Here is a 22,786-nt window from a genome sequence, read left to right as displayed (position 1 = left end):
AGGAGCCCTAGCCCCGATAGCAGTGGAAATCCTTCTGCGCCGGGTTTCGGCACAAAAGATTGGAACGTATAGCGGGAATAGCTCCTAAAAAACAGAATTATCCAAGATTAATGTTAATGATTTCTCTCGACTTACATAATTCTTAATACCCCGATTAATTCACATCCTTGCAATATCTCTCTACTTACTAGTGGACTGCTGCCTGCCGTCAAGCTGCTTTCGAACTTTCAGTTCGTCAGGCAAAGGAAAGATAGTTATATAATAATGTAAAACTTATGGTAAATTTTATAAGTAAAAGTCGATTATTGCGCCTATTTTTATAGACCATCCATGCCCATTATAATAGACCATCCATGCCCATTATATCTGTTAATTAAAGCAAACCCGCGCATTATAGCCTGCAATAGGGTATTATGGAATTTTGAAATAATACCGGTACGACCTTAATGAAACACAGTAGAAAATCAACCCATGTGTAGCAAAACAAACAGAGATTATAGATTATACTTTCAACAAAAACAATAAAACGAAAAATTATGGATCAGAAGTTTAAAAATTGCATTGATGCCTGTCTGGCCTGTGCAATAGCATGTAACCAGTGCGCAACGGAATGTCTCAAAGAAGAGGATATCAAAATGCTTTTAAGATGCATCGAGCTCGACAGGCAATGTTCTGTGGTATGCGTAGCGGCTGCAAACCTGATGAGTATCGGGGGGGAACATGCCTCTCATTTATGCGCTGAATGCGCTAAAATCTGTAGGGCCTGTGCCGAGGAATGTGAAAAACATGCCGCAATGGGCATGGATCATTGCAGGGAATGCGCCAAGGCGTGCCGCAACTGTGCGGAAGCTTGTGCGGCTATGGCAAGCTAATACTATACGCTATTAAACAAAAACCGCACAGATGTGCGGTTTTTAAAATATACTGTCTCAGCCCGGAAATGATATGTTAGTGCAATCAGAACTTCATTTTTTGAATCCTTACCGCATTTAATATCGCCAGGAGTGCAACCCCGACATCGGCAAATACCGCTTCCCACATAGTGGCAAGGCCTCCCGCGCCAAGGATAAGGACGATTGCCTTTACAGCAAATGCCAGTATAATATTTTGCCAGACAATTTTTCTGGTCTGTTTTCCTATATTGATGGCCATTGGAATCTTGCTTGGCCTGTCATCCTGAATGACCACATCAGCGGTTTCGATTGTGGCATCACTGCCGAGTCCCCCCATCGCTATACCCACGGTACTTAATGCCACCACCGGAGCATCATTGACCCCGTCACCAACAAAGGCCACTGTTTGGTTTTTAGCTTTGATTTCATTGACCTTATTTACCTTGTCCTCAGGGAGTAAATCCCCAAAGGCACTCGCAATGCCAAGTTTATCGGCAACAAACTGGACAACATTTGTTTTATCTCCACTTAGCATGGTTGTCTTGACTCCCATTGATTTTAGTTTGTCAATCGTAAGCTGCGCATCTTCCTTGATGGTATCGGCAATGGTGAGATAACCTGCAAATTTTTTGTCATATGCTATGGCAATCAGCGTATATACTATGGAATTTGGGTCAATATCATATTGAATTCCAAACTTATCCAAGAGTTTGAAATTACCTACATGAAGTTCTTTTCCATCAATTTCAGCCTTTAATCCATGACCTGAGATTTCCTCTACCTTATCCAGCTTTAGTGACGAATCAATTTCACCAACGTGATCATGAATGGCCGTAGCAACCGGATGGGTACTCTGGCTTTCCAGGGCATTGACCATTTTAAGGATTTCTTCTTTGTCAAACTGCTCTGAAATCACGACATCCTGAACTTTGAAAACCCCTTCGGTCATTGTGCCTGTCTTGTCCATTACCACATTTTGGATGTTGGCTATACTATCCAAAAAGTTACTTCCTTTGAATAATATTCCGTTTTTGCTCGCCGCGCCTATTCCGCCAAAATAACCAAGAGGTATGCTTATAACTAATGCGCACGGACATGATATTACCAGAAAAACCAATGCCCTGTACAGCCAGTCGTTAAAATCATAATTATCGACAAAAAAGTAAGGCAGCAAACAAATAGCCAGGGCCAGAAAAACCACTATCGGGGTATAGATTTTTGCAAACTTCCTTATGAACAGCTCCGTTGGCGCTTTTTGTGTTGTGGCATTCTGAACCATTTCCAGGATTTTCGAAAGCTTGCTGTCATTATAGGCAGTAGTTACTTTTACTTGTGCAATGGTATTTCCGTTTATCATCCCTGCCAGAACCGTTTCGCCTTTTACTTTGGTATCGGGTTTGCTCTCCCCGGTAAGGGCAGCAGTATTAAAGGAAGCGGTATCGGATAGTAACTCCCCATCCAGTCCCAATTTTTCACCGGCTTTAAGCTGTATTACAGAACCAATGCTTACCCCAGATGCTTTTATGGTTTGAACGAAATTATTGTCTATAATATTTACTTCATCGGGACGCTGGTCCAGCAGGCTTTTAATATTGGATTTTGCACGGCTGACCGCCAGGCTCTGAAATACTTCCCCGATGGTATAAAAAAGCATAACGGCAACACCTTCGGGATATTCACCAATTGCAAAAGCCCCAATTGTGGCAATACACATGAGTAAAAATTCCGAAAAGACTTCCCCTTTGGTAATGCTTTCAAATGCTTCTTTCAAAACCGGGATCCCAACAGGAAGGTAAGCGGCGATATACCAGGCTAGCCTTACAAATTTTGTAAACCAGCTTTGGGGGAAATAATTATCCAAACCAATGCCGATAAGCAGCAGAATAAATGAAATTATAGCCGGCAGAAACATTTTAAAGGTACTTTGTCCAGCATTCTGCTCATCTTCGTGCCCCTCATCATCACGATGCTGCTCCCGGTCATTGCAACGGCACCCGCTGGTTTTATTAGTTTGTGCATTGATTTTTTCTTCGAGCGTGCAGCAAAGCTGTTTGCCGTTTACATCGTATTTGTGCTCATGTGCCATAGTGTCTATTTTTAAATTCAAAATTTTAATTATGGAATGTTTGTTTTTATTATGTTTATGCTCCCTCTCGCCTTACTGCAGAAGAATCGTAACTCCTATTGCTTATTATAGAAATATTTATGTATCAAATTACGATTATATATTTATAACGTTATCCTTTCTAAAAAAAAATTAACTGCAATTTTAAGAAAATGTTCAATAAAAAAATGCTACTGCCAATATTATCTTTAAATTTGCGATGTGAAAATCTGGGTAACATTATTATCTATTGTTGTACTGTTTCTTTCAACAGTACCTTGCTGTGCATATTCGAAACATTCAGAATGTAATGTAGAGAAAAATTGCAAAAAGCAATCACATGATTGTGGGAACGATTGTAATGGAAAATGTTCGCCTTTTTATTCTTGCGGAAGTTGCGCAGGCTTTACCATTACACAAACTTCAATATTAATTTCAGAAAAAGTAGTTTTTACACCAAAAGAAATACTTCAGCCTGTATGCTACAATAAGGTCGTTGATTCATCTTTCTTTTGTAAAATTTGGCAGCCACCCAAAATTTAATACTTAAAATAATTTTACTTTCATGATTGTCAGATCATGAACCTATTTATGTATTAATATTAAGAAATTATAAATGTTTAAATATATTTTATTATTTGTAGCAATAGCAACTATTGGCACTACACAAGCACAGAATACAGTTAAAGTACTTATTAAAGATGCCCAAACAAGTGAGCCCCTTAAAGGAATAACTGCTAAAGTTGAGCAAATTAATTTAGCATCAGTATCAGATTCCGAAGGACTGGTTACTTTCGAAAATCTTCAGCAGGGAGTTTATAATATCTCTTTTTCTATGGATGGTTATAAATCGCAGACCGTATCCTTTACCATACCTTTCGATAAAGAACTTTTAGAAATTTCACTGGAAAGCGAGGCAGAAGAAATGGATGAGATCATTGTCACTTCTACCCGAGGTACACGAACGATAAGCAACATCCCTACCCGGGTGGAATTTATTGCAGGAGAAGAACTCGAAGAAAAAGCCAACATGAAACCAGGGGATATCCGAATGATGCTTAATGAAAGCACCGGTATACAGACCCAGCAGACATCGGCAACTTCAGGGAATTCATCCATTAGAATTCAGGGATTAGACGGCAGGTATACCCAGATATTAAAAGATGGTTTCCCTGTTTACTCCGGGGCTTCCAGCGGACTGGGATTACTGCAGACACCGCCGCTGGATTTAAAACAAGTGGAAATCATTAAAGGCTCTGCCTCTACCCTTTATGGCGGCGGGGCAATAGCAGGTTTGGTAAACCTGATTTCTAAAACCCCGACCGAGGAAAGGGAATTACGTTTTTTATTAAATGGAACATCCGCCCTTGGCCTTGATATTAATGGTTTTTATTCACAGCGGTTCGATAAAATTGGATTGACTGTATTTGCCTCCCATGACCGCAATGCACCATATGATCCTGCTGATATTCAGCTTACTGCTATTCCAAAGTTTGAACGTTTTAATTTTAATCCAAAACTGTTTGTTTATTTTAATGAAAACACAAAACTGAATTTTGGCATAAATACGGTTTTTGAAAATCGTATTGGAGGAAACATTGATTATATTAAGGACCAAAGCCAATATCCTGACAGTTATTTTGAAAAAAATAAAACACAGAGAATAAGCACCCAGTTTACCCTTACACATAAGTTCAATGACAAGGAATCCCTGACATTCAAAAATAGCTTCAATAATTTTAGTCGCATTATAACTATTCCGGACTATACTTTTGATGGTCTTCAGAGCAGTACTTTTTCTGAAATTACATATGCGCGCAATGGTGAGATATCCGAATGGGTGACCGGAGCCAATCTATATACTGATAAATTTACGGAAAACAGCGCTACAACTTTTCCTTCAAGGGATTATAACCAGATAACATACGGGGCATTTGTTCAAAATACGGTAAAAGCTAAAGAATGGCTGGATATTGAGACGGGTCTGAGAGGTGATTATGTTATGGATTACGGTTTTTCGCTTTTGCCGAGAATTTCTGCTTTATTCAAGCTTAGTCCCAAGCTTACTTCAAGGCTTGGCGGAGGCCTGGGATATAAAACCCCAACGATATTTACTGAAGAAAGCGAACGCATCCAGTATCAGAATGTATTGCCTATTAATAGTGATTTTAACAAACTTGAAAAAAGTTACGGCGTTAATTTTGATGTGAATTACAAAACCAATATTACCGAAGACCTATCCTTATCACTAAATCAGCTGTTCTTTTATACCAATGTAGACCATCCCCTGATCTTAACTTCGATCCCTAATGATCTTTACCAGTTCGTAAACGTTGATGGTTTTCTGGATACCAAGGGAGCTGAAACCAATGTAAAATTGGGATATAAAGATTTCAAGCTTTTTGTGGGTTATACCTATACTGATGCGTCAATAGATAATAATGGCATCAAATCCGAAAATCCCTTAACTGCCAAACATAGACTAAATAACGTCCTGATGTATGAAGTGGAAGATAAATGGAAAGCAGGACTGGAAGCGTATTACTACAGTCCTCAACAACTAAATGACGGAACAACGGGAAGAGAATATTGGATTTTCGGCTTTATGGTTGAAAAATTATGGGAGAACTTCTCTGTTTATGCGAACTTTGAAAACTTTACCGATACCAGACAAACTAAATTTGGAAGTATTTATACCGGACCTATTTCAAACCCTGTTTTTAAAGATATTTATGCCCCATTAGATGGCTTTGTAATAAATGCAGGGATTAAAATAAAAATGTAAAAAAACGCCAAATAGGTGCTTAAGGATGACATTTATCTTAGGAGCTGTCGAATGACAAATTCAAGTATATTTTTTGAACCAAAAAACCTCCAAAATCAAAATTAACTTTGGAGGTTTTTAGCATTAAGTAACCGGTAAGTGTTACGAACCGTAAATTAGAGCAACAGGATAACAATTTTAAAATCATTATCAATGATTATCTAGTAAATAACGTTTAGTGTATTTATAAGGCAATGTGACAAAAATTATTATAATTCTTATTCGTTTTGGGTCATCCACGTTTCCAAATCCTTTATATCCTTATTTTGGTCGGCAATCATTTTTTGGGTCATTACCCTGAATTTTGTGTTTTTTGCATATTTAAGAATGATCTGCCCCATCATGATACCGTCTTTATGGTGTTTTATCATCATAGTTGCAAAATCCCTGTCTGCTGAATCGCTTGTTGCCGGCATTTCCATCATTGACATCATATTGTCCATCATTGCTTTACCTAAACCCTGGTCGTCCTGATTATAATTTTTATCATCACTTTTGGATTGGGACATGATAGTTTCTAATTCAGTAATTTCTTTTTGCTGTTTGTCAGACATTTCCTGTGCCATGCCCTTAAGCTTTGTATCCTTTCCTGAACTTATTTCAACAGCAGCCATTTCAACAGCTCCTTTATGATGTTCCTTCATTGCAGCAGCGAGATCATAATCCGGATTCCCTGTTTTCTCTAATTGGTGCATCTTGTCCATCATACTTTTCATTGCATTTCCAACAGTTTGATCTGTACTTGGATTAGAATCTTCCGAAGGACTGATAGTTGTATCAGATACGGGTGTATCGATTGTGCTTTCTGTGGCAGTATTTTTTTTGCAGGCTGTAATTGATAAAAAAATCAATAGTGCCAATATTAGATGTTTCATGAGGTAATAATTTATATGTTATCTTATAAATTTCGGGCATGCACAACTATTAACTTTATAATATTATAGCGATTTATTACAGAATTAAACGACCTAAACTATTGTATTACATCACTTTATAATTCATAAATTTTAAAAAAAAACGCTCCAAAGAATGGAGCGTTCTGATTTTGACAATGAAATTCAAAAGAGATGTATAAATAGAAAAAAAGACTTTACAGCCTATATTTTTTTGCATCGTAATGCAGAATATTTTTAATAATTTAGGTTTATACCCATACCAAATCCCATATCGCTGTCATAGTGCGTTGTAGCACTAACATTTCTTTTGATAATATATCGCAGTCCTGCCATATATTCCTTATCTGTATTCCACATCAGGTTCATTCGAAGCCTTTTGGAAACTGGAATATCCATTCTCTCAAATTGCAATCTGAAATTTCCATCGGTAAACACTTCAGCCTGTGCCTTTATAAGCATTGGCAGGGTATACTCGATACCAGCACTAAAAACCGCGCGGTTGTTTTTTGTGTTTCCTTGATTAAAGAGGTTCTTTTCCATTTCTCCATCTTCCATTTCCCTGTACCTCCAGTCGAAACCAATAAAGGGCATCAGCCATTGCATTTTCCCAATGTATCTTCCAATATGGGTTTCGGTTTCATAGCCATGCATGTCATTGTATCCCAATCGCCATTCTGTGCCAATGCTCCATCGTGTATTGCTTAACATGGCCATACCGTCATTCCCGTTGGTGGCAAAATCATTTTCTGTCATAAAATGAAATTTTCTGTCATCAGCAAATAATTTGCGCTGAGCCAGTTTAGGGTCTGGTATTTCCGGATTTGACGGTGAATTTTCATAACTAAAAACCCTTCCCATCCCGCTCATCATGTGATACAGAATATGGCAGTGAAAGAACCAGTCGCCCCCGTCCTCGCTTGCGGCGAATTCAATAGTATCTGTCTCCATTGGCATGATGTCGATAATATTTTTTAACGGGGCATAATCACCATTCCCGTTAATTACCCTAAAATCGTGGCCATGCAGGTGCATTGGGTGGCGCATCATCGAATTGTTATGCAGGACAATGCGCAAAATTTCTCCTTTTTTGATCAGGATTTTATCTGATTCCGAAACCACTTTATTATCCAGACTCCAGACATAGCGATTCATATTTCCGGTAAGCTCAAATTTAAGTTCCCTTACAGGAGCATCTTTTGACAATGCCGTATTGGTAGGAGATTTTAGCATGGCATAATTTAATGTGACAATATCTGAAAGAGCATTGGCATTGTACTTATTTTCCATATTGTGCATTTCGTGCGAGTTGTCAGCAGTACTCTCTTTAGTTTCCATACTATTCATCTCCATTGGCATATCTTTGTCCACCCCTTTTTGGGGACCTGTAATTTCTGGGTACATTACGGTATTCATATCCATCTGGTTCAGCGACATCTGCATCCCCATATCATCCAGGTCTCCATTCATCTTCATCATATCGTTCATCATCTGCATGCCTTCAAAGTATTTCAGTTTTGGCAAAGGCGAGATGAGCTGCTTGACACCCTTACCAATATATAGGGAAGTCGATTTTGTCCGGTCCTCCGGTGTGGCCAAAAATTCATAGGATGTGTTTTCTGCCGGAATGGTCAGTATCACGTCATAGGTTTCAGACACTGCAATGAGCAGACGGTCAACCTCCACGGGCTCCACATCATTGCCATCACTGGCCACTACTGTAATTTTGCCTCCGGCATAGGTAAGCCAGAAATTGCTGGAGGCCCCTCCGTTAGAAACGCGTAATCTTACCTTATCACCTGCTTTGAACTGCGAAAGCTGGCTCTCATTTCTCCCATTGATTAAGAACTTCTCATAATAGACATCACTTACATCCATAGCGGTCATACGTTTCCATTCGTTGATGACCTTGGTTTTGAAATAACCTTGTTTTATGGCCTCACCATAGCTTTGGGTTGTGCCCTTTTTTATTGCAAACCAGTCTGAGGCATTGTGCAACAGCCTATGAACATTCTCCGGATTGATGTCGGTCCATTCGCTCAGTATAATGGGAACTGTAGGAAGATCATCTATGCCTTCCCTGAAATTTGGATCAGAGTTTCTTTTGTTCATCACAAAAGATCCGTACATCCCGATTTGTTCCTGCAATCCTGAATGGCTGTGATACCAGTGTGTGCCATGCTGTCTGATGGGAAAAGAATATTTATAGGTACTGTGCGGTTTTATTGGCATTTGGGTAAGATTAGGTACACCATCTTCCTTATTGGGTAAAAATAAACCATGCCAGTGTAAAGAGGTTTCCTCATCGAGTTCGTTATGAACATAAATCTCTGCGGTATCACCTTCAGTAAATGTTAATGTAGGCATCGGTATCTGCCCATTCACTGCTATTGCTCTTTTTGATTTTCCTGAAAAATTCACTACAGTATCGCGAACATATAAATCGTACCTGACTACTTTTGGCGGCTCGTCTTTTAATATCCTTTTTTTTACAGCAGGAGTTACTGCTACTTTTTCCATGTTTTTCATATCATGTCCCTTATCGGTATCGCGTTTATCCGCAATGGAAGATTTGCCTCTTTCAATTGTTTCCTTTTTAACAGTAGTTGTAGTTGTGGCCTTGGGTTTTGTAACTGCTTTGGACTGACCTGGCTTTGACTTTTCTTTTACTAATGCCATGCCGCATTTTGGACATTTTCCGGGTTTTGGTACGTGGATTTCGGGATGCATCACACAGGTATAAAAAGTCTGTGGTGAAGTAGCCTGAGCCTTGGCAATGTGATTTATAAAAAAAAGAAAAACTATAATTGATAATTTGCTTTTCATGACTTTAATTTTTTACTGTTATTTCCCAATCCGCTATTTTTTGCTTTAATAGCTCAATTGTACTGTTCTTTTTTCCCTTTTCGGCCAGCGCAAGTGCTTTTTTGGCGGCATCGATCGCAGTGGTATAATCTTTTAATTCTGAAGCTATTTTCTGTCTCAAATTTGGATAATAGAAATTTTCAGGATCAATTTTTTCTGCTTCTGAAAGCCATATTATTGCCTGTTTGTAATCTCTATTGGTACTGTAATAATAGTTAGCTGCCTGAAATAACAAACTGGCATCCCTGCTTTTTCCTTTTATGACATGTTGGTCTATCAATGCTAATAGACTCTGGTCCTCCTTACTCTTTATTGGTATTCTGACCATGGTATTTTCCCAAATTATTTTCAGAAATGCTTCTCCTTTGCTATTGATGTCATTTAATTCAACTGTAAATGTTTCATAAAAGCCGGGACTCTTTTCTACAGGGACCTTGAAACGCATCACGTCTTTTTTTTCATCATAGCCAGTTTCCCCATGTAAAGTCGTATCTGTATTAACAATTATAGTCCACTCATTTGTTGAAGGTATTGAAAATAAGGAATAGCTTCCTGCTTTCAATACATTGTTAGCAAATGAAATATCTTCGGAAGTTGTTATTACCGTACAATCACTTGCGCCAGTGCGCCAAAGTTTATCAAAAGGCACCAGCTCACCAAATATCTTCCTTCCTCGTACCAATGGCCTGCTGTATGCCATTTTTATTTTTGCACTGCCTATTTCCTGCTCAAAGGATGCTGCAGGGCTGGCTGCGGTTAGTTTAATTTGTACTTTGTCCTGTGCTGATAGTAATACAGACTGCAAAAGCAGAAAGCTTATCAGTATTCTTTTTTTCATTTTATTTATATTTTATAATGATTTCTTAGTTTTTATTGCGCTTTATCTAATTCATTAAGTTTCGCTTTCATTTGGTCAATTTCCGCCTGCTGGCTGGTAATAATGCCCTTTATCAATTCTTTTATTTCGGGATCATTTACTGATGCCTCTTTTGCCATTAATATTGCTTCAGCATGGTGAGGTATCATTGATTTCAAAAATTGTTTATCTCCTACAGCAGTTTGCTGCCGGATACCCATAAAAAAGGCAATCAATAAAATCAAGCCTGAAGCCAATAGTATATAATTTAATTTTTTGTTCTTATACATCCCACCCATAATTACAATTTCAATAATAAGCATTGGCATAGTCATCAATCCGGCCATATAAAGTTGGTTGACATTAGGTATTATATTTGCAAAAACATCTACCATTGCATACATAAGCCCATACATGGCACCAAATGATAATACTATCATCAGCGCTAATTTCTTGTACATCACACTTTCTTCTGTTTTATGTTGATGTTGCTGTGCTGCGTGTTTCATTTCCATATTTATTTGATTTTAGTTTATTTAGATGCTCATTATATCGGTCAGGATCAGATTCAACCTAAATTTTTTGTATCTAAATTAATATGCTTCTAAAGCTTCAGGCTTCGCAATCTCAAAGCGTTTACAATTACCGAAACGGAACTGAAAGACATTGCCAAAGCAGCGATCATAGGTGATAATAATATTCCAAAAAACGGATATAAGGCTCCAGCTGCAATCGGTAGGCCAAGCACGTTATAGAAAAAAGCAAAAAATAGATTTTGTTTGATATTTCTCATAACTGCATGACTTAGATTTTTAGCTTTTACAATACCTTGTAAATCACCTTTGACCAAAGTTATTTTAGCACTTTCTATAGCCACGTCGGTTCCTGTTCCCATTGCAATTCCAATATTGGCCTGTGCCAATGCCGGAGCATCATTTATACCATCACCAGCCATCGCTACAATTTTACCTTCGGCCTGCAAGCGTTTAATTTCATTTAATTTATCTTCCGGTAAAAAACCTGCCTTGTAGGATGACAGGCCTAATTCATCGGCAACGGCTTTGGCCGTATTGATGTTGTCACCCGTAATCATTATGACTTCCACACCCTGTCTCATTAATTCTTTTATGGCATCTTTGCTGGAAGTTTTGATAGCATCTGTAATGGTCACAAATCCTGTCCCAATTCCGTCAACGGCTATGTATGAAACTGTTTTTCCTAGTTTTTGTTCAGCACTGATTTCATTTTCTAAATCATCTGAAATTTTTGCCTGTACATGCTCCATCAGTTTTTTATTGCCTAATGCCACTTTTTTATCGGTGACCGTTCCGGTAACTCCTTTTCCGGTAACGGCTTGAAAATCGTTTACCCCGATTAAAGAAATTGATTTTCCTTTGGCATAATTCACTACAGCTTGCGCTAAGGGATGCTCACTGTATTGATTCAGCGAAGCTATGGCCTGTAACAAATCAACTTCGTTGTTATTGGCTGCATAAATTTTTTCTACTGATGGTTTCCCCTCTGTAATCGTTCCTGTTTTATCGGTAATTAAAACGTTTACCTTATTCATGTGCTCCAAAGCTTCGGCATTTTTTATCAAAACCCCTGATTGCGCACCTTTTCCAACGCCGACCATTACTGACATAGGCGTTGCCAGTCCTAAAGCACAAGGACAGGCGATAATCAATACCGCAATGGCATTTATAAAGCCATAGACCAATGCTGGTTCGGGTCCAAATTTTGCCCAGACTAAAAACGTAATTATCGATATAATCACAACAATTGGCACAAAGTATTTGGCTATGCTGTCCGCTAATTTTTGAATAGGTGCTCTAGAGCGTGAAGCGTCGCTGACCATTTGTACTATTTGGGAAAGCAATGTCTCAGAACCTACTTTTAAAGCAATCATCACAAATGACTTGTTGCCATTAATTGTCCCGGCAATTACATTATCGCCTTTCTTTTTGTCAACAGGTATTGGCTCACCTGTAATCATGGCTTCATCGATACTGCTTTCTCCGTCAGTTATTTTTCCGTCAACCGGAATTTTATCTCCAGGTTTTACTCGTAGCAAATCGCCTTCTTTGATATCATGGATTGAGATTACTTTGTCGCCTCCGTCTATTACCAATGTGGCCTCAGTTGGCGCTAGTTTCAGCAGTTCTTTTATAGCGCTGCTGGTTTGACTATGCGCCCGGGCCTCCAATAATTGTCCCAACAAAACTAAAGTAAGGATAACGGTAGTGGCCTCAAAATAGAGAAGGACTGTGCCGTGTTCTGTTTTGAATTCACTTGGGAAAATATCAGGAAAAAACATACCGACTAAACTAAATAAAAATGCTACTCCCGTGCCAATTCCGATTAGGGTAAACATATTCAGATTCCAGGTAATGATCGATTTCCATGCGCGTACAAAAAATATCCAACAGGCATAAAAAACAACCGGAAGAGATAAAACAAGCTGTACCCAATTCCATTTAGCGGCATCCATTAACTCGAGTAATGGATTGTTGTGTGCCATTTCTATCATGGCAATAACGAAAATGGGTACCGTAAAGAGTACAGCTATTTTCATTTTCTTTACCAAATCCTTATACGTCTTTTGGTCTTCGCTTTCGCTTGGTTCCATAGTCACTAAATCCATCCCGCAAATAGGACATGAACCTGGAGTTTCAGTAATTACTTCTGGATGCATCGGGCAGGTATATAAAGTTTTGCTGAGTGTTAGTTCAGGTGCCTTTACCAGATCCATTCCACACACAGGACAATCCCCTGGATTGTCATATACCTTATCGCCTTCGCAATGCATTGGACAATAATACTTCCCATGTGCATTTTTTGGTATCCCGATCTCTTTTTTATGATCCCCCGAATGCATGGAGCAGCATGACTTTGCAGAGGCTTCGCTGGTTGCTGCTTGCTCTGTTATCTTACCGTTATTCATTTCTATGGTGTATTTACCAACTGCTGTCAATGCTTGCTGCAGCCGCATTTCTGGAATGTGCTTTTCCATAGTAATCGTTGCCACTGGAGGCTGTAATGTTACAATAGCCTGGACACCGTCAACGGCATTTAATGCTTTTTCGACTTTAGTGCGACAGCCATCGCAAGTCATACCGGTAATGCTGTACGTATGTATCATATTTATTTCTTTAGTAAAATAGTATTATATGAATTATTTTTTTTCCTTTTCAATAATCGGCCGCGAGACTATCCGTTGTTTTCTCGATCCATTTAATAACTTGCTGCTTTTGATTATCTGATAGGATTGCATTTCGATGAATGAATGTATAAGAAGCCAATGGCATCTCATCAGACTTAATTTGTTTTACAATTCTGTCTAACTTATTTTTTTGCTTGCGTTTTCCATAATCTCCCCACTGGTCGAAATTCAAATTTTCTTTGCCTTCTTTGATATGGCCTTCCATAAAATAACGAGCAGGTTGAAGATACGAATAAATAGGGTAATTCGTGTTATTGCTGTGGCAGTCATAACACGAAGTTCTAAGGATAGTTTCTATAGGTCTGGGGACATGATAAACCCTGATAAAATTGACAGTTGTAGCCTGCTCATAACTTTCGTTGCGGGCAGGCTGATATAACTGTATCAGCAAAAAAACGAGCAATCCGATAAGAACTGATTTTTTGGCAGTACTTTTCATCTACAGCGTTTTTTTTACAGAACCGCAAGTAAGCATATCAGAACCATAATATGGATTTTTGATCTCTTTGATTTCACTAATCCATATAGCACCCTTTCCTTCATCAGCCATCGGACAATAATCCTGATATAACGTTTGACTCGTTTTGAATATTTTCAGCAAATCGTTAATGTCCTTGCTTAGCAATACAAAATGCTCCCTTTGGTGCGCAATTTTACCTGCATTGGCGCCAATATGTTCAGCATGCTCTCTAGCATCATCAGCAATGTCCATATATTCTTTTTTCAATTTTACATCCAGGGATCCCGGATCAATTGTATTGAAAGCTGCATATAATTTTTTACCTGCCTTGGAGGCCTGATTGGCATCATCTTTTGTCAACGCATTCTTTAAAGACAAATAATCCGCCACAATAACATCAATTGAAAATTCTGATTCAACAGTTTTAGTACCTGTTTTAACTTTTAAAGAATCTTTATCTGTTTGTGTTGTTGCTACTGGTTTTACCGGTTCTGTTAGTTCCATTCCGCATTTAGAACATTTTTCACCTTTTTTCCCTGTTACTTCAGGATGCATAGAACATGCATATGATTGTGATGCTGTTTCTTTAGGCTCTGGAGTATTGCTTACTGCTTCTTTATTTTTCTGATTACAGGACACTAGTAGTAATGCAGCTGCTGCTGTAGAGAGAATGATATTTTTCATTTTGATTATTTGTTAATTAGAATTACGCTTATTGAAAGGTTATTTGATTATTTTTTTGCACATCTTTTTTCTGCTTAGAATACACCTGGAAAAAAAAAGGATATTGTAAAGTGCACCCATCACTTTAAGATGCACTTTTTAAACATTATCTATTGTTTAGAAACTTGTTTTTGGATCAATTCCATTCCGCATTTAGGGCAGTCCCCTTTTGTATCTGAAGTATAGCCATCCATTGGGCAAACATATTTTGTTACAATTTTGCTTGTGGGCTGACTTCCCTTTAGCGGGTGAGTGTCAATTTTTTGAGTAACCTTTACCATATCTGTTCCACATTTAGAACATTTACCTTCAGTGTTCGAAGTGGAACCATCCTTAGGGCAAACATATTTTGTTACCGTTTTGCTCATAGGCTGACTGCCTTTTTGAGCGTGAGTATCAACTTTCTCTGTAGTTTTAACCATTGCCATTGCACATTTAGAACATTTACCTGGTTCGTCAGAAGTTGATCCGTCCATTGGGCAAACGTATTTTGTCACTGTTTTACTTTGAGGCTGACTTCCTTTCTGAGCGTGAGTGTCAACTTTTTTGGTGATTTTTTTCAATTCCATTCCACATTTTGGACATTTACCTGAGCTTGAATTTGCTTCGTCAGGATGTGTAGGACAAACGTAAATTATTTTCTGTTCATCCATTTTTGTAGCAGCTTGTGCTATTGCCATTGTATTAAATGCAAAAAAAGCACTTAATACGATAATTATTGTTTTCATCTTTTTAGTAATTTAGTTATTATTTTATTGTTTCTATAGTTTTACCACAACTCAACATTTGAGAACCATAGTAAGGGTTTTTAATATTATTTTCTCTGCTTAACCAGTTGGCATCCTGCATTGGGCAATATTGATAATAGACAGCTTGCGGTGATTTCGAAACTTTTATCAATTCATACATGCTTTTAGATAACGATTTAAAAAATTCCCTTTGCTTTTTCACATCCTGTGTTTCTGAAATATTTTTAGAATCTGCCGATAGGCTTTTCAACACTTTCATCCAGACCATATGCTCATCCATTTGCAATGTTTCCATTTTAACAGAAGAAATTGCCGTCAATAATTCCTTTGCACTTGCAGCAGCTAATTTGCCGTCAGTCTTAACCAAAGCATCTTTTAAAATAAAATAAGCATCGTAGACAACTTGCAGTTGATTCGATTCCTGATTCTGACCCATAGCAGAACGATCTGCCATGGCTATCTCAGCTAAAGGTTCTGCTTTAACAATTGATTTTGCCTCTCTCTCATATTGACAACATTTGGGTAATTTTAAGTACACCGTCTCAGGGGCAAGAAAGTTCTTATTGTCATATCCAGCTAATGCAATACGCTTAAGTATTTCATCAGGACTTGTTTTTTTTGCATCGTAGGTAATGGCAGCCATTTTGGTCTCTTTGTTCCAATCGACAGTAGCTGCATTTTTTATATTTCCTGCCTTTTCTATAGTGGATTTACACATATCACAATTCCCAGATATTTTTACCGTTTCAGTAATTGGGTTTTTGATTTGTGCGCCGAATCCAACGATTGATAACAATAAAGTTATTGCCATCATCAATTTTTTTAATGAATACATTTTGTGTGTGTTTAAATGAAATCGGTTATCAAATGAACAAACAGCAAACTAGTAAAAGCAGCAGCTATCGTCATTTTATGAACCGAAAAAAATGGATTGATTTGAGCAATATGCTCATAATTAGACATACCTATGGCTGTCTATTTTAGTATCAGCCTATTTTAGGAATAAGCCAGAGGGAAGAAAAACCTGAAGAAATAGGAGTTTCTAAACTATAATTTTTTTGTTTTTCGTTTGAAAAATCATAGTAGTTAGATTGTAAAGTAACCGCAAAAAAAGCTGAAGCACCGCTACAAGATGCAGCGCAAATACATTTAGAATGCTTGCACTTTCCGCCACAGGAATTATGCCTTTTATTTTTGGATTCACTACTGCTTTCGCAACAATCTTTTTTTTCTGTTTTGGAGGACATTTCTGTCTTCGAAGAATGTTTTTCTGATTTATTTCCACACGCAAAAACATGACTTGGCACCAGGAAGAAACCAAGCAATAAAATGAATATAATGTGAAAATTTTTCATCTGTGGAAATGCATATAAAACAAAATTAAACAAATTATGTTTATTAATTACCATTAAGAAGTTAAAATAATAATATAAAACAATACGCGCTCCTCTGTTTTATTATTCTATTAGAATTGTTTCAAAGTATTTTACTTTCTTTTTTTTGGTGAGGATGCCTCTTTGCCGCAAAAAGTTAAAGCCCAATTTACAGTTTTTTAGTAGAAGTTTTTATACATTGATTTAAAAAATTAGTTATAACATTCATTTTTACAAGTTAAAAGTTCAATATTAATATAAACAGCGACCATTTTTGTGACAGAATCGTGGCACATTAGATTTCGAACTCGTTAAAAAATATTAGAAATGCAGGATACAAATTTTTTGAATATAAACTACATTTTCAAAACCTGAAAGATACGACATTAACTGTATCTTACTTATAAATTTGTATCAATCCCCAACAGGACATCCAAACCAAAATCCTTACGACATATAAAGACAGCCGCTACTTCCAGTAAGCCAATCTCTTCAAATCTTCCATAAAATTTATAGAAATTTGTCCCGCTGGGGTCACCACACTGCCAAAAGGCGCCAATTGAAGACAATTGGCGCCTTTTTAAAAAAAAAAAAAACTTTTAATCAATACATTACTTAATTTTTTGTTTTCGTTTCCTTTTTTTATAGGACATAAACGACAAAATATTTTACGGAAAAATATTTTATTTTTTACACCTCCTGTAAATTAGCAATACAATAACTAGGTTCAATTTTACCTTCTCCAAAGACAAAATTTGACTCCGAGGCAACCTTAGCCCCGATAGCAGTGGAAATCCTTTTGTGCCGGGGTTCGGCGAAAAAGATTGCAGCGAATAGCGGGAAAAAGCTCCAAAAAACAATATTAAACCCAAGAAAAATATTAAATACAATTGACAATGCTGATCATCCCCGATTAGATTCCGCCAACAATTCCTGATACCCCGATTGAACCTATCTGCCTGATTACCTAGACAGCTGTTTTATAAATCAAGATCATAGCTCAATGTAAAAGCTAAGCTTAAAATATGCAGTCTGAAGTATAATATACTTCGGATAGCGATGCCCTTTGGTATTCATGAGTTTAAGAATTTAAAAAAGGCAAAGATAAAACTCAGCTATAAATGCGACAGGACCCATTTACAGAAATTCATTAATTACTACCAGCTGTATTTTAAAATTAATCGCGCGTTAAACGGTCTCCCTGCCGTAAAATGGATTTCTTCTACCGGATCTGTTTCGCTGGCCAGGCGGGATTCTGTCAGGAACTGTGTTTCTTTCCATTTGGTATTAAAAATATTGTCAATATTAATTCCTATAGAAACTTTTTTAATTTGATAATTGACAGAGAAATCCGTGATGCAGTACCCTTTTGCCGCTACAGAATTATCTTCGTTTGCAGGGCGGTCTCCTAAAAATCTTGTTCTGAGACTTCCTGAAAATCCTTTTAAATCTTTTACTGAAAATCCGTTCATTAAGGTATGAACCGGAGCAAGCGGTAAATACTCATTTCCTTTTGGTTCATCTATCGATCTTGCGTGTGTATAGGTGTAATCTGTATTCCAGAATAACCAGTTTGTCAATTGATATCTAAATCCAAAATCAAAACCTTTACGTTCTGTTTTTCCGCTTGGTTCTACAACAGCTTCATCTCCAACATAAACAAATTCCTGTGCCAGATATAAGTACCAAACTGCAGAGTTTAAGATCATTCTTGGAAAAGGTTTCCAGTTAATTCCTAAATCAGCACCATAGGTTTCCGGCAGAATTTTTTTGCCTTTTTGAGCAACAACTACACGGGTATCATTACTATGAAAGCCTTTTCCTAATTTTAAGAAATATTGAAGTTTGTCATTTTGTGTATAAAGAAAATTAAGCTTTGGGCTCACAATACCTTTTGTCTGCGTTTGATTGGTATATGTCGATGCGAGTTGATCTTCATAACCAAATTTAAAATAATCTAAACGCAAACCTCCGTTTATTAACCATTTACCTGAAACAAAATCTAAACTACTGTAAGAAAATAAATTCGTTTGATTTACATTTCCTAAACTCAAATACTCCAAAACTGTTTTACGATTTAAAGTATGTGATAATTCAACATCTTTATTATTGTCGTTTCGTAATCCCACACCTAATTTAAAAACCCATTTTTCATTAAGTTTTTGATTATATTCTGACTGAAAACCTACAATTGTTCTGTTTTCCTTTTGTTTTATTTGATCACCATTTATAGGATCATTCAGAAAAAAAGTAAAATTCGAATACAGCTCAAAGTCATATTTAGTCCAATATGCTGTGTTTTTAATATGCGAGTTTTCATCAATTATGGGATCATACTGCAAATTAAAATTGATCCTTCCTGTATTTCCTCCTTCATTTGAATCAATTGCACCATAATGAGAAATTGTTCCGTCGTTTACTGCACGATCAGGAATTTGCCCGCTGGCATCCCATTGGCTTTTAAAATGTGAAACTACAATAGCCAGTTTATCCCCGTTATTCATTTTCGCTGCATATTTTCCAAATAAATTAATGCGGTTAAAGTTTTGGGGCGCATCAAAATAACCATCGGTCATCATGTATTCTCCTGCAAAATAAGCCGACTGATTTTCTTTGTTTAGTAAATTGAACAAAGCCACGGTACGAAAAGTATCAAACTGTCCACCTTCAAAAGAAATAGAACTGTTTTGCAATGCATTTTTAGTATTAAAACCAACAAATCCTGCAGTTGTAAAATCACCTTTATCTACAAAATACGATCCTTTATCAAAATCTATATTGTCAACCGTTTCCGGAATTACAAAGTGAAGATCAGCATAACCTTGTCCGTGCGCGTGCGAAACCATATTTACTGGCATTCCGTCAACTGTAACATTTATATCCGTTCCGTGATCGCAGTCAAAACCACGCAGAAAAATCTGTTCTGCCTTACCTCCTCCTGCATGCTGGCCAATAAAAAGGCCGGGGACTTTCCGCAATAAATCCTGTGAATTTGATACCGGCTGAATTTCCAAATCTATTTTAGAAATTGTATTTAGGTATTTCAGGCTATTGGTAATTGTTACTTCCTCCAATAAAAAAGGTTTTTGTTCTAATTGAATTGAAAGTTGATCAGATGATAAAAGCTTTATTTTCTGAGAAATAAATCCTTGTTTGGAAATTTGAAGACTGTCCCCTATATTAGTTTCTTCCAAAGTAAATTTTCCACTTATATCAGTGTGGGCGTGCATTTTGGAAATCAAATTACGAATCAGAACATCTGAAACTGTTTTACCGTCAGAACTGCTTATCACACCGCTTACGGATTGTGCCTGAACAGAATAAGAAAAAACAAAAATTCCAAAAGCTAGCAGGGACCTCATAAGATATATTATTATAAAAAATTTTCGCAAAAATAGCATAATTAATATTAAAGCTGGTTCCATGGCAGAATAGTTGCACGTCCATATTTTATAAAATTTCCATTGCTAAATTAGAAAGTACAATATAAATTCGATAAATTTTCACAGCAATCCTCAACCGGATGTCAAAACCAAAATGTTGATGCCAAACAAAGACATGTCCTACATGTGATAAGCCAATCTCTTCAAATCTTCCATAAAATTTATAGAAATTTTCCCTGTTGAAGTAACCACAGCCAAATGGCATCAATTAAAGACAATTGACGCCTTTTTTAGTTTAAAAAATTATTAATTACTATTCTAGCTCATTTTTTGCTTTTGATTCCAACTAACTTAACTGCAATTATTAATTGCTCGATAGTGGTTAAAATTGGTTTATTCCTTTTCCTAAACATTAATATTAGTAATGTTTTTAAAATTCTAATTTTCTTCAAAATTCATTTGTAAATTGCAGCATGAAGATTCTCATTATAGAAGATGAACGCGAAATTTCCCGCGGCATCCAGGATTATTTTAAGACTAACGGCATTCACTGCGAAATGGCTGAGAATTATCAGTCAGCTGTTTCCAAAATTGACAGCTATGATTATGACTGCATATTGCTGGATTTAATGCTTCCTGACGGAGATGGTTTTGAAATTTTAAAAGAGCTAAAAGCAAAAAACAAAACTGAGGGCGTTATAATAATATCTGCAAAAGAAAATCTCGAGACCCGATTGGAAGGTTTTAACCTAGGGGCTGATGACTATCTTACAAAACCCTTTCACTTAGCTGAGCTTTTGGTGAGGATGCAGGCACTTATCCGCCGTAAAAATTTTAAAGGAAACAACAGCGTTATCTTTAATGAAATTGAAGTAGAAATTTTCTCGAAAACAGTGTCCGTAAAAGGTGTTAAACTGGATTTTACTAAAAAAGAATTGGATTTACTTTTGTTTTTAATCGGAAACGAGAATAAAGTACTCTCCAAATCAGCCATTGCAGAACATCTGTCAGGAGACATGGCCGATATGCTGGATAATCATGATTTTATATATGCCCATATAAAAAACCTTAAAAAGAAACTCACGCAGGCAGGCAGCGGCGATTACATCAAAACAGTTTATGGTCTTGGATATAAATGGGAAAATGAATAATAAAAAACTACTTAGCAAAACAACCGGAAGCTTTCTGATCTATGCAGTCATAATCCTGCTTACGGCAGCGCCTGTATTTTACTTTATTTGTCAATGGCTTTACATCTACGAAACTGATGAAGTACTGCTGTTTCATAAGGGAGCTTTTGTAAACGAAAGTCACAATACATATACCGCAAAGGATATTGCAGCCTGGAACAAATACAATCTGAATGTTTCTATCGTGCCGGACATGGGCGTAAAAAAAGATTCAATTGTCGGAAAAATGCTTTTTGAAGCCATTGCCAATGAGAAAGAACCTTTCCGTATCCTGTATGCTCCAGTGGAAATAAATGGAAAAAGATATACGTATATAGAAAAGCGCAATCTTGTTGAAATGGAAGGCATGGTTATTAGTGTGGCAATTATGTTTTTGGTGATTATTATTATTCTACTGGCCGGAATTATTTGGATTTCTAAAACGTCATCTGCAAAAATATGGAAGCCTTTTTACAATACTCTTGATCAGATACAGAACTTTGAAATTGACAAAAATAATCCTCCTCAGTTTATAGAAACTGATATTGATGAATTTGAACGCCTAAACAAAAGTCTGGATCGTTTGATTGAAAAAAATACCGCCATTTATAAAAATCAGCGAGAATTTGTCGAAAATGCAGCTCATGAACTCCAGACACCGCTCGCATTGTTCCAAACAAAGATAGACAGCCTGCAACAGCTTAATTTAAACCAGGAGCAGTCTGAACTTGTGGGATCGCTCAATAATGATGTTTCAAGACTTAACAGGCTCAATAAAAACCTGTTGCTGCTATCAAAAATTGATAATGAGACCTACGTCGAAAAGGAAATACTTGTCTTAAATGAATACATCGAAAAAAATCTCGCCTTTTTCACTGAGCAGGCAAGGTCTAAATCTCTTTCGATAAATACAAGATTTTATCAAACACTTCATATAAAAGCAAATCCCGCACTTACTGAAGTACTCTTAAACAACTTATTTCTGAATGCAGTCCGTCATAATATACAAAACGGAAGCATTACTATTAAAATTGAAAACAATAGCATCTCTTTTCTTAATACGGGAGCTGAAACGGCTCTCGCTGAGCAGCATATATTTAACCGTTTTTCAAAATCCAATCCTTCATCACAGGGAAATGGACTAGGGCTTGCCATCATAAAGAAAATATGTGAGGTCAGCCAGTGGGAAATCAACTATAGTTTCAGAGAAAATATGCATATTTTTGAAGTGACATTCTAAAATTCAAAGTTCCTACAGAATCGGCACTGAG

At 37.0% G+C, this 22,786-nt stretch carries 16 protein-coding genes; 4 read left to right on the top strand and 12 right to left on the bottom strand.

Going from position 1 to position 22,786, the window contains the following annotated elements; all coding sequences use genetic code 11:
- Positions 1 to 536: 536 nt before the first annotated feature.
- Positions 537 to 872 carry a four-helix bundle copper-binding protein gene (locus ACEN92_RS03720; protein ID WP_495641030.1) on the top strand — a complete coding sequence of 112 codons (336 nt, stop codon included), beginning with the start codon at positions 537 to 539 and terminating at the stop codon, positions 870 to 872.
- Between the two features lie 85 nt (positions 873 to 957).
- Here ACEN92_RS03720 and ACEN92_RS03715 read toward each other — a convergent pair whose 3' ends face one another.
- Entirely contained in the window at positions 958 to 2,979 is a 2,022-nt protein-coding gene (locus ACEN92_RS03715) for a heavy metal translocating P-type ATPase (protein WP_495641029.1), read from the bottom strand.
- Positions 2,980 to 3,613: 634 nt separating this feature from the next.
- On the opposite strand from ACEN92_RS03715, the gene ACEN92_RS03710 reads away from it, so the two are divergent.
- Positions 3,614 to 5,782, top strand: coding sequence for a TonB-dependent receptor (locus tag ACEN92_RS03710; protein ID WP_495641028.1), 2,169 nt, complete (start codon positions 3,614 to 3,616; stop codon positions 5,780 to 5,782).
- Positions 5,783 to 6,039: 257 nt separating this feature from the next.
- Here ACEN92_RS03710 and ACEN92_RS03705 read toward each other — a convergent pair whose 3' ends face one another.
- From ACEN92_RS03705 to ACEN92_RS03655, 11 genes are all read right to left on the bottom strand, one after another.
- Positions 6,040 to 6,696 (bottom strand): DUF305 domain-containing protein, encoded by a 657-nt coding sequence (locus tag ACEN92_RS03705; protein ID WP_495641027.1) that lies wholly within the window; start codon positions 6,694 to 6,696, stop codon positions 6,040 to 6,042.
- Between the two features lie 255 nt (positions 6,697 to 6,951).
- Positions 6,952 to 9,540, bottom strand: a complete 2,589-nt coding sequence (locus tag ACEN92_RS03700) for a multicopper oxidase domain-containing protein (protein WP_495641026.1) — start codon at positions 9,538 to 9,540, stop codon at positions 6,952 to 6,954.
- Between the two features lie 4 nt (positions 9,541 to 9,544).
- Positions 9,545 to 10,417 (bottom strand): DUF2911 domain-containing protein, encoded by an 873-nt coding sequence (locus ACEN92_RS03695; protein WP_495641025.1) that lies wholly within the window; start codon positions 10,415 to 10,417, stop codon positions 9,545 to 9,547.
- A 32-nt stretch (positions 10,418 to 10,449) separates the two neighbouring features.
- Positions 10,450 to 10,944, bottom strand: a complete 495-nt coding sequence (locus ACEN92_RS03690) for a DUF305 domain-containing protein (RefSeq protein WP_495641024.1) — start codon at positions 10,942 to 10,944, stop codon at positions 10,450 to 10,452.
- A 95-nt stretch (positions 10,945 to 11,039) separates the two neighbouring features.
- Positions 11,040 to 13,577, bottom strand: a complete 2,538-nt coding sequence (locus tag ACEN92_RS03685; protein ID WP_495641023.1) for a heavy metal translocating P-type ATPase — start codon at positions 13,575 to 13,577, stop codon at positions 11,040 to 11,042.
- Positions 13,578 to 13,626: 49 nt separating this feature from the next.
- On the bottom strand, positions 13,627 to 14,097 hold the full coding sequence (locus tag ACEN92_RS03680; protein WP_495641022.1) for a heme-binding domain-containing protein: 471 nt from the start codon (positions 14,095 to 14,097) through the stop codon (positions 13,627 to 13,629).
- A complete protein-coding gene (locus tag ACEN92_RS03675) occupies positions 14,098 to 14,802 on the bottom strand; it encodes a DUF3347 domain-containing protein (protein WP_495641021.1) in 705 nt (234 codons plus the stop codon).
- Positions 14,803 to 14,951: 149 nt separating this feature from the next.
- A complete protein-coding gene (locus tag ACEN92_RS03670) occupies positions 14,952 to 15,569 on the bottom strand; it encodes a heavy metal-binding domain-containing protein (protein ID WP_495641020.1) in 618 nt (205 codons plus the stop codon).
- A gap of 19 nt (positions 15,570 to 15,588) precedes the next feature.
- Positions 15,589 to 16,425, bottom strand: a complete 837-nt coding sequence (locus tag ACEN92_RS03665; protein WP_495641019.1) for a DUF3347 domain-containing protein — start codon at positions 16,423 to 16,425, stop codon at positions 15,589 to 15,591.
- A gap of 151 nt (positions 16,426 to 16,576) precedes the next feature.
- Entirely contained in the window at positions 16,577 to 16,945 is a 369-nt protein-coding gene (locus ACEN92_RS03660) for a hypothetical protein (protein WP_495641018.1), read from the bottom strand.
- A 1,175-nt stretch (positions 16,946 to 18,120) separates the two neighbouring features.
- Positions 18,121 to 20,325 (bottom strand): TonB-dependent receptor, encoded by a 2,205-nt coding sequence (locus tag ACEN92_RS03655; RefSeq protein ID WP_495641017.1) that lies wholly within the window; start codon positions 20,323 to 20,325, stop codon positions 18,121 to 18,123.
- A 494-nt stretch (positions 20,326 to 20,819) separates the two neighbouring features.
- On the opposite strand from ACEN92_RS03655, the gene ACEN92_RS03650 reads away from it, so the two are divergent.
- Positions 20,820 to 21,497, top strand: a complete 678-nt coding sequence (locus ACEN92_RS03650; RefSeq protein WP_495641016.1) for a response regulator transcription factor — start codon at positions 20,820 to 20,822, stop codon at positions 21,495 to 21,497.
- The gene (locus ACEN92_RS03645) at positions 21,490 to 22,755 is read left to right on the top strand and encodes a sensor histidine kinase (protein WP_495641015.1); all 1,266 of its coding nucleotides are present in this window, start codon (positions 21,490 to 21,492) and stop codon (positions 22,753 to 22,755) included. The genes ACEN92_RS03650 and ACEN92_RS03645 overlap by 8 nt, the downstream gene beginning before the upstream one ends.
- The last annotated feature ends 31 nt before the right edge of the window (positions 22,756 to 22,786 follow it).

Source organism: Flavobacterium sp. Flavsp81 (assembly GCF_059491325.1).
Note: the sequence above shows the minus strand (reverse complement) of the source record. Positions and strands in the feature narration are given on the sequence as shown.